Source organism: Thermus sp. NMX2.A1 (genome assembly GCF_000511705.1).
GTDB lineage: Bacteria > Deinococcota > Deinococci > Deinococcales > Thermaceae > Thermus > Thermus scotoductus.
In genome coordinates this window covers 140,131-147,688 of sequence record NZ_ATNI01000074.1, presented here as the reverse complement: position 1 = coordinate 147,688, position 7,558 = coordinate 140,131, and the positions used below count along the sequence as shown (strand labels likewise).

Below are 7,558 nucleotides of genomic sequence, written 5' to 3'. Positions count from 1 at the left end.
CCCCGGTGGCGGCACCCTGGAAGGGCTCCACCGCCGAGGGGTGGTTGTGGCTTTCGATCTTGAAGGCTACCGCCCAGCCCTCGCCGATGCGCACCACGCCGGCGTTCTCCCCCGGGCCCTGCAGGACGGCCTCCCCCTCCTTGGGAAGTTGCTTCAGGAGGGGCCGGGAGTTCTTGTAGGCGCAGTGCTCGCTCCACATCACCTTGAAGAGGAAAAGCTCCACCCGGTTGGGCTCCCGGCCAAGCCGCTTGCTGATCTCCCGGTACTCCTCTTCCGGAATGCCGATTTCTTGGGCTAGGGTTTCCATCACTGGAGAAGGGGAAGAAGCTCCCGGTGGTCCTTGATCTTGGCCGTGGGCTTGATCTCCCCGTTCACCTCCCTCAGGCCCACGTACTGCACCGCCCAGGGGTAGCCGGTGGCGAAGGCTCCCTTGATGTCCGTCTGGGGCAGGTCGCCCACGTGCAGGGCTTCCTCCGGGGCCACGCCCAGGGCCTCGAGGGCCACCCGGAAGGCCTCGGGCTTGGGCTTCACGTAGCCGGTTTCGTCGGAGAAGCTGTAGGCTTGGAAGACATCCAGCCCCTGCCGCTTCAGGTGTTCCCGGATGAGACGGCCCGGGGTGAGGCCGGTGTCGGAAACCAGGGCCAGGGGGTATTTCTTGGCCAGCTCCTTCAGCGCCCCCACTCCAGGGAGGGCCTCGAGGTCCACCAGCAGGGAGCTTTCCTCCAGCTTCCTGGCGGTGAGGGCGATGAGGCCAGGGTCATGGGGAGCCCCGAGAAGGGCGAAGATGCGGGCCACCCGGTCGTATACGGACATGTGTTCCCCGGCCTTCCAGGCCTCCTCAAAGGCGATGGCCGCCTGGCGGTAGGCTTCCCGCACCTCGTGCTCCTCCGCCGGGTGCCCGGCCTCGGATAGGGCATCCAGGAGGATCTCGTACCGGGCGGGCATGACCTTTTCCAAAAACGCCTTTCCCTCCGTGAAGAGGGTGCCCCAGAAGTCAAAGGTGATGGCCTTGGGTTTCATCCCGTTACCTCCTCTAAGAGCCCCAGGAACAAGGGGAGCCCATCCGTGCCGCCCAAAACCTCATCCACCGCCCGCTCGGGGTGGGGCATCATGCCGAGGACATTGCCCTTCTCGTTGGTGATGCCGGCGATGTCGTGGAGGCTCCCGTTGGGGTTGTAGTCCGCTTCCCCCTTTAAGGGGGCGTAGCGGAAGACCACCAGGCCTTCTCCCTCCAGCCGGGCCAGGGTTTCGGCGTCCGCATAGTAGCGGCCCTCGGCGTGGGCGATGGGCAGGCGGAGCACCTGCCCCTTCTGGTAGAGGCGGGTGAAGGGGGGGTCGTTGCGCTCCACCCTTACCCCCACTTCCTTGCAGGTGAAGTGCAGGTTCAGGTTGGCGAGAAGGGCCCCGGGAAGGATCCCGGCCTCGGTGAGCACCTGGAAGCCGTTGCACACCCCGATCACGGGCCGCCCTTCACGGGCGAAGCGCCTTACCTCCTCCATCACCGGGCTTTTGGCCGCCAGGGCCCCGGCCCTCAGGTAATCTCCATAGCTGAAGCCCCCGGGCAAGAAGGCCCCGTCAAAGCCCTTCAGGCTCGTTTCCGTATGCCAGACGTACTCCGCCTTTAAGCCCGCCTTCTCCAAGGCGAAGCGGGCGTCCTCGTCGCAGTTGGAGCCAGGGAAGCGGATGATGGCCCACTTCATGGGAGTTCCTTTAAGGCCTCCAGGGTGAAGACCTCCATCACCGGGTTGGCCAAAAGCTTCCCCATGGCCCTGGCTTTCTCCTCCGCCTCCAGGAGGGTTTCCGCGGGGAAGGCCACCTCGAGGACCTTCCCCACCCGCACCGAATCCACGGGGTGGCCCAGATCCTTCAAAACCCCTTCCACCGCCCGGCCCTGGGGGTCCAGGATGCCCTCTTTGAGCTCAATGAGCAAGGTGGCCTGGTACTTGGGCATGGCTACCCCCTTAGAACCCGCCGGAGGACCTCCTGGTAGGCTTCCTCCACACCTCCCAGGTCCTTGCGGAAGCGGTCCTTGTCCATGGGCTCTCCCGTCTTTTGGTCCCAAAGGCGCATGGTGTCGGGGGAGATCTCGTCGGCGAGAAGGATCTCCCCGTTCCTTTTGCCGAACTCCAGCTTGAAGTCCACGAGGTCCAGCCCCCTTTGGGCGAAGAAGTTCCGCAATAGCTCCCCTACCTTCAGGGTGGTGGCCTTCACCTGGGAAAGCTCCTCCTCCGTGGCCAGGCCCAGGGCCAAAATGGCCTCGGGGCAGATCAAGGGGTCGCCCAGAGGGTCGCTTTTAAGGGAGTACTCCACCAAGGGAGCCCTTAGGGGGGTGCCCTCCTTCACCCCGTAGCGCTTGGCGAAGCTCCCCGCTGCTTTGAAACGGAGGATGACCTCCAGGGGGAGGATCTCCACCCGTAGGACCCGCATTTCCCGGTCGGAGAGCTCCTCGAGGAAGTGGGTTCTCACCCCGTGGGCTTCCAGATAGCGGAAGAGGGTTGCCGAGACCTTGTTGTTGACCACTCCCTTCCCAGGGATGATCCCCCGCTTTTGCGCATTGAAGGCCGTGGCCTCGTCCTTGAAGTAAACCCTGAGGGTATCGGTCCCTTCCGGGTAAAGGATTTTCGCCTTGCCCTCGTAAAGCTTTTCCATGTGCCTCCGCTTCGGGACCTTGGTCCCCTCCAGCCTTCATTTTAAGCCCGGAGGGTGCCACAATGAGGAAGGTATGGCCCTATCCCTGGACCTTCTGCGCCCCATCGGGGAAAGGGAGCTTTGGCTGCTTTCGGAGCGCAATCCCGGCTACCAGTTTGAGCGGTCGCCGGAGGGGAGGCTTTGGGTGAGTCCCACAGGAGGGCAAAGTGGTCGGCGGAGCCTCCAGCTGGCGTATCAGCTGGCCCGCTGGAACGAGGAAAGGGGTCTGGGGGTGGTCTTTGACGCCTCCACGGGGTTCAAGCTGCCGGGCGGGGCCATCCTGTCCCCGGATGCTTCTTGGGTGGGAAAAAAGCGGTGGGAGGCTTTGTCGGAGGAGGAGAAGGAAGGGTTTCCTCCTTTGGTCCCGGACGTGGTCTTTGAGGTGCGCTCCTCCTCGCAAGGGATAGAGGAGCTCAGGGCCAAGATGACCCTTTACCTTAAGGAGGGAGCGCGCCTGGGGGTGCTGGTGGACCCTTATACCCGGACCGTGGAGGTGTACAGGCCGGGAAAGGAGCCGGAGCGCTTTGAGGGTGTGGACACCCTTTCCCTGGAACCGGAACTCCCGGGCTTCGCCCTCCAGCTGGCCCCTTTGTGGTAACGGTTTTCCCCTCAAAGCCCAAAGCGGGCGTAGATGGCGTCCACGTGCTTTAGGAAGGGCGCAGGGTCAAAAAGGGCCCTAAGCCTTTCCCCCTTGAGGGGGTTTTCCGGGTCCTCTTCCAAAAGCTGGGCGAAGCTAAGGCCCTCCTCCCAGCTTCTTAGAGCGTTGCGTTGCACGATGGCGTAGGCCCTGTCCCGGGGAAGGCCCTGAGCGATGAGGGCGTTCAGCACCTGCTGGGAGTAGACCAGGCCCCGGGTGAGGTCCAGGTTCCGCTTGAGGTTTGCCTCAAAGACCACCAGGCCCCCCAGGATGCCCTTTAACCGCCTAAGGGCGTAGTGGCTGGCGGTGGTGGCGTCGGGGAGGATGACCCGTTCCACGGAGGAATGGGAGATGTCCCTTTCGTGCCACAGGGCGATGTTTTCCAGGGAGGGGCCCAGGTATCCCCGAAGGAGCCTGGCCATCCCGGTGAGGTTTTCCAAACCCACGGGGTTTTTCTTGTGGGGCATGCTGGAGCTTCCCGTCTGGCCTTCCCGGAAAGGCTCCTGGGCTTCCAGCACCTCTGTGCGCTGGAGGTGGCGAAGCTCCACCGCCACCCGCTCCAGGTTCCCCCCCAGGATGGCCAGGGCGGCCAGCACCTCCGCGTGCCGGTCCCGGGGCACCACCTGGGTGGAGAGGGGTTCTGGACTAAGGCCAAGCCGCCGGGCCACGTGGGCCTCCACCTCCGGGGGGATGTGGGCGTAGTTCCCCACCGAGCCCGAGAGCATGGCCACCCCGATGGTCTTCTGGGCGCGCTCAAGCCGTTCCCTGTCCCGCTGAAAGGCGGCGTAAAAGCTCAGGAAGCGGAGGCCGAAGCTGGTGGGCTCGGCGTGGACCCCGTGGGTGCGGGCGATGGCCGGGGTGTGCTTGTAGCGGAGGGCCAGGCGCTTGAGCTCCTCCTGGACCCCGGATAGCTCCTCGAGGATCAGGTCCAAGGCCCTCACCAAAAGGGCGTTTTGCGCGGTGTCCACGATGTCCGAGCTGGTGAGGCCCAGGTGCAGGTAGCGCCCCACCTCCTCGTCCCCGGTCCACTCCACCAGGGCCCGGGTGAAGGCCACCAGGTCGTGGCGGGTGACCTCCTCCAGTTCCGCCACCCTCTGGGCGAAGCGGGCGTCCAGGGGATGCTCCTTTAGGTGCGCAAGAAGCCTTTGGGAAAGCCCTTTGGGCACCTGGCCCAGGGCCTCCCAGGCCTCGAGGGCATAAGCCTCCACCAACGCCCACATGCGGTAGCGGTTTTCCTCCGACCATAGCTCGGCCATCTCCGGGGTCTGGTAACGGGGGACCATGCTTTAAGGGTACTAAAAGGGCAGGGTAAGGACGAAACTTCCCCCATAACCCTCCCCTTCGGGTTTCAGGGCCAGGAGGAGGTCGGCCCGGAAGATCATGTCCTGGCGGTTGCCGATCCGGGGCATCCCCCTTTCCGCGTAGGGGGGTTGGGCGTAGACCTGGCGCTGGACTTCCTCGGGGAAGAAAAGCTGGGTGGCGAAGCTTCTGCCTCCCGCCTCCACCCGGAGGTGCAGGTGGGGGGTGCGGCTTGGGTACCAGCCGGGAAAGAGGGTGAGAAACTCCACCTGGCCCTGGTGGTCCGTGGGCTGCCAGCCCCGGCAGAAGACCCCGGGGGCGTTCACCCCCGAGTAGCGCCCCAGGGCATCCGTGTGCCAGAGGTCCACCCGCACGCCCCCAAGGGGCTGGCAGGTGCGGTCCTGCACCCGGAGGGTAAGCCGAAGGGGGATTCCGGGAAGCCCTTCCCTCAGGTCCCTCCGCCGGGGTACCTCCCTAAGGTAGTAGGGACCTTCCGTGAGGGCCGGGGTGGGCGGGCACTGGGCCCGCGCCAGGGGAAGGGAGAGGAGAAGCCCTAACAGGGTGCGCCGTTTCATTTTCGCCTCAAGCTGAGGTCCACCTCCAGCCGGATGCGGTTTTCCACGCTGAGGAGGATGGGCACCCGGGGCTGGGTCAGCTGGAACCGTTCGAAGGGGAACTCGGTCTTAAGCCGAACCTTCACCTCTTCCCCCGCAAATTCCGCCTCCCCCTCCCACACCACCTCCTGGGTCACGTCCCGGATGGTGAGGTCCCCCACCACCTGCACGGGGAACTTGCCCCTTTGGGGCAGGGGGCTGGGAAGGCCCTTCACCTCCTTGGGCCGGAAGGTGGCGGTGGGGAAGCGGTCCGTTTGCAAGGTGTTTTGCCTGAGGTAGTTATCCCGCCGCTGCTGGTCGCTTCGGAGTTCCCTCAGGTCCACCACGAACTCCCCCGTGGCCCTGGTGCCCTGGAGGGCCACCTGCCCCTTCACCGCCTGGGTGGTGCCCACGGCGTCCGTGATACCGATCTGGACCAGCTGTTCCCGCACCCGGTAGCGGGCTTCCCCGGAAACCACCTCAAAGCTCTGGGCCAGGCTGGGAACCAGCAATACCAGGGTCCATACAAGCCATCGCATGCCTTACCACCTCCTTTTGCTATAAAAACCATAGCAGGTGGAGGTTAGACACCCGTTAGAGAAGCCAGGGTATACACTGGGTTCATGACCCGGGCGGTGCTCTTTGACGTGGGCAACACCCTGATCCTGGCAAGCCCCCGGTTTTGGCTCCTGCCTTTTTTGGAGGAACGGGGCCTTAAGCCCAAGAGGGATCCCAAGGCGGCGGCCTTGGCGGCTTTTCGCTTCTATGAGGACCATCATCTAGAGGCCCGGGATCTGGAAACCGCCCTGGGGCTTTGGCGGGAGTTCCACCGGAGGCTCTTTACGGGGATGGGCCTCGAGGAGCACGCCGAGGCCCTGAGCCGGGAGCTGGTGGAAAACTGGAGGAACCCCCGGTTCTGGCCCGTGGTGCCCGGGGCCGAGGCCACCTTACAGGCCCTGAAGGAGCGGGGCTATGCTCTGGCGGTGGTGTCCAACTGGGATGCCACCCTGCCGGAGATCCTGGAGGTGGTGGGCTTAAGGCCCTACTTCCAGCACCTTTCGGTGAGCGCCCTTTCCGGGGTGGCCAAGCCCGACCCCAGGCTTTTCCAGGAGGCCCTCGAGGCCCTGGGCGTGGCTCCCGAGGAGGCGGTGCACGTGGGGGATTCGGAGGCCGATTGGGTCGGGGCCAAGGGGGCTGGGGTTAAACCCCTCCTCTTTGACCCCCTGGGGGAGAACCCCCAGGCCCTCCACCGGCTGGAGGGGGTGTTAGACTACCTGCCATGAGCGTGCGGCAGGCCATCTGGGGGGAGAAGCAAGGGGCCATTGAGGCAAGCCTGAAGGAGGTGGACGAGGATCTTTTCCGCTACATCCGGGACTTCGCCTACGAGGAGGTCCTGGCCCGGCCAGGGCTGGACCTCAAAACCCGGGAACTCCTGGCCATCACCGCCCTGATCGCCCTGGGTAGCCCCAAGGAGCTGGCCACCCATCTGGAGGGGGCTTTACGGGTAGGCGCCACCGAGGAGGAGGTGCGGGAAACCATCCTGCAGTCCGCTCTTTTCCTGGGCTTCCCCCGGGCCTTGGCCGCCATGAAGCTCTTTCACAAGGTCCTTAAAGGCCGTGGTCCTGCTGACCCGCGGGAAGGATAAGGGGCTATTGGACCGGCTCCGCGCCTTGGGGATTGAGGCGGCGGAGGTGGCCCTTTTGGAGCAGGTGGACCTGCCGGGCCTCGAGGTCCTTCCCGGAAGACTTCTCCAGGCGGACTGGGTGGCGGTCACCTCCAAAGAGGGGGCTAAGAGGCTTCTTTGGGCCTGGGAAAAGGCGGGAAGGCCCCTTCTCAAGGTGGCGGCGGTGGGGGAAGGGACGGGGGAGGTGCTGCGCCAGGGGGGCCTATCCCCTGCTTTCGTCCCTCCCCGGGCCACGGCCAAGGACCTGGCGGCGGCCTTTCCCCCAGCCCAAAGGGTGCTCTTTGTGGCGGGGGATCTGGCGGGGAAGGATTTGGAGGAAGGCCTCGGGGCCCGGGGGGTGGCGGTGGAGCGAGTGGAGGTGTACGCTACCCGGGAGAGGGAGCTTTCCCCAGAGGAGCTGGCTCTTTTGGAAAGGGCCCAGGTGGTGGCCTTCTTCAGCCCAAGCGCCGCCAGGGCCTACGCCTTAAAGACCCCTAGGAGGCCCAAGGCGGCCTGCATCGGCCCCAGCACGGGGGAAGAGGCCAGGCGGCTGGGCTTTGCCGTGTGGGAGGCGGCGGAGCCGGGCCTGGAAGGGCTTTTCCAGGCCATACTTCGGGCGCTCTCATAGGGCTTCGGTTAAGGGTTAATCCCTAAGAAGGGGGATTCTTGTCCCTACCC

At 65.1% G+C, this 7,558-nt stretch carries 11 protein-coding genes and 1 pseudogene; 4 read left to right on the top strand and 8 right to left on the bottom strand.

Annotated elements, in window-relative coordinates; genetic code table 11:
• The 5 genes and pseudogenes from TNMX_RS08635 to purC all read right to left on the bottom strand — a co-directional run.
• A pseudogene (locus tag TNMX_RS08635) lies at nt 1-307 on the bottom strand (phosphoribosylformylglycinamidine synthase II); the annotation flags it as partial.
• Nucleotides 307-1,020, bottom strand: a complete 714-nt coding sequence (locus tag TNMX_RS08630; protein ID WP_038031265.1) for an HAD family hydrolase — start codon at nt 1,018-1,020, stop codon at nt 307-309. The gene TNMX_RS08630 and the pseudogene TNMX_RS08635, both read right to left, overlap by 1 nt.
• Nucleotides 1,017-1,700 (bottom strand): phosphoribosylformylglycinamidine synthase subunit PurQ, encoded by a 684-nt coding sequence (purQ, locus tag TNMX_RS08625; protein WP_038031263.1) that lies wholly within the window; start codon nt 1,698-1,700, stop codon nt 1,017-1,019. The genes TNMX_RS08630 and purQ overlap by 4 nt, the downstream gene beginning before the upstream one ends.
• On the bottom strand, nt 1,697-1,951 hold the full coding sequence (purS, locus tag TNMX_RS08620) for a phosphoribosylformylglycinamidine synthase subunit PurS (RefSeq protein ID WP_038031261.1): 255 nt from the start codon (nt 1,949-1,951) through the stop codon (nt 1,697-1,699). The genes purQ and purS overlap by 4 nt, the downstream gene beginning before the upstream one ends.
• 2 nt (nt 1,952-1,953) lie before the next feature.
• Nucleotides 1,954-2,649, bottom strand: a complete 696-nt coding sequence (gene purC / locus TNMX_RS08615) for a phosphoribosylaminoimidazolesuccinocarboxamide synthase (protein ID WP_038031259.1) — start codon at nt 2,647-2,649, stop codon at nt 1,954-1,956.
• A 73-nt stretch (nt 2,650-2,722) separates the two neighbouring features.
• Between purC and TNMX_RS08610 the strand changes: the two genes are divergently transcribed.
• Nucleotides 2,723-3,286, top strand: coding sequence for a Uma2 family endonuclease (locus tag TNMX_RS08610; RefSeq protein WP_026329014.1), 564 nt, complete (start codon nt 2,723-2,725; stop codon nt 3,284-3,286).
• Nucleotides 3,287-3,297: 11 nt separating this feature from the next.
• Here the strand turns inward: TNMX_RS08610 and purB are convergent, their stop codons facing one another.
• The 3 genes from purB to TNMX_RS08595 are packed head-to-tail and all read right to left on the bottom strand — an operon-like array spanning nt 3,298 to nt 5,756.
• Nucleotides 3,298-4,608, bottom strand: coding sequence for an adenylosuccinate lyase (gene purB, locus TNMX_RS08605; RefSeq protein WP_038031257.1), 1,311 nt, complete (start codon nt 4,606-4,608; stop codon nt 3,298-3,300).
• Between the two features lie 12 nt (nt 4,609-4,620).
• The gene (locus TNMX_RS08600) at nt 4,621-5,199 is read right to left on the bottom strand and encodes an intradiol ring-cleavage dioxygenase (RefSeq protein ID WP_038031255.1); all 579 of its coding nucleotides are present in this window, start codon (nt 5,197-5,199) and stop codon (nt 4,621-4,623) included.
• Nucleotides 5,196-5,756, bottom strand: a complete 561-nt coding sequence (locus tag TNMX_RS08595; RefSeq protein ID WP_015718041.1) for a YceI family protein — start codon at nt 5,754-5,756, stop codon at nt 5,196-5,198. Before TNMX_RS08595 ends, TNMX_RS08600 begins: the two co-directional genes overlap by 4 nt.
• A gap of 84 nt (nt 5,757-5,840) precedes the next feature.
• On the opposite strand from TNMX_RS08595, the gene TNMX_RS08590 reads away from it, so the two are divergent.
• Genes TNMX_RS08590 through TNMX_RS08580 form a run of 3 tightly spaced genes read left to right on the top strand, consistent with a single transcriptional unit; the run spans nt 5,841 to nt 7,508 of the window.
• The gene (locus tag TNMX_RS08590) at nt 5,841-6,500 is read left to right on the top strand and encodes an HAD family hydrolase (RefSeq protein ID WP_038031252.1); all 660 of its coding nucleotides are present in this window, start codon (nt 5,841-5,843) and stop codon (nt 6,498-6,500) included.
• Entirely contained in the window at nt 6,497-6,862 is a 366-nt protein-coding gene (locus TNMX_RS08585; RefSeq protein ID WP_015718039.1) for a carboxymuconolactone decarboxylase family protein, read from the top strand. The genes TNMX_RS08590 and TNMX_RS08585 overlap by 4 nt, the downstream gene beginning before the upstream one ends.
• Nucleotides 6,834-7,508, top strand: a complete 675-nt coding sequence (locus tag TNMX_RS08580) for a uroporphyrinogen-III synthase (protein WP_038031249.1) — start codon at nt 6,834-6,836, stop codon at nt 7,506-7,508. The genes TNMX_RS08585 and TNMX_RS08580 overlap by 29 nt, the downstream gene beginning before the upstream one ends.
• Nucleotides 7,509-7,558 lie beyond the last annotated feature (50 nt).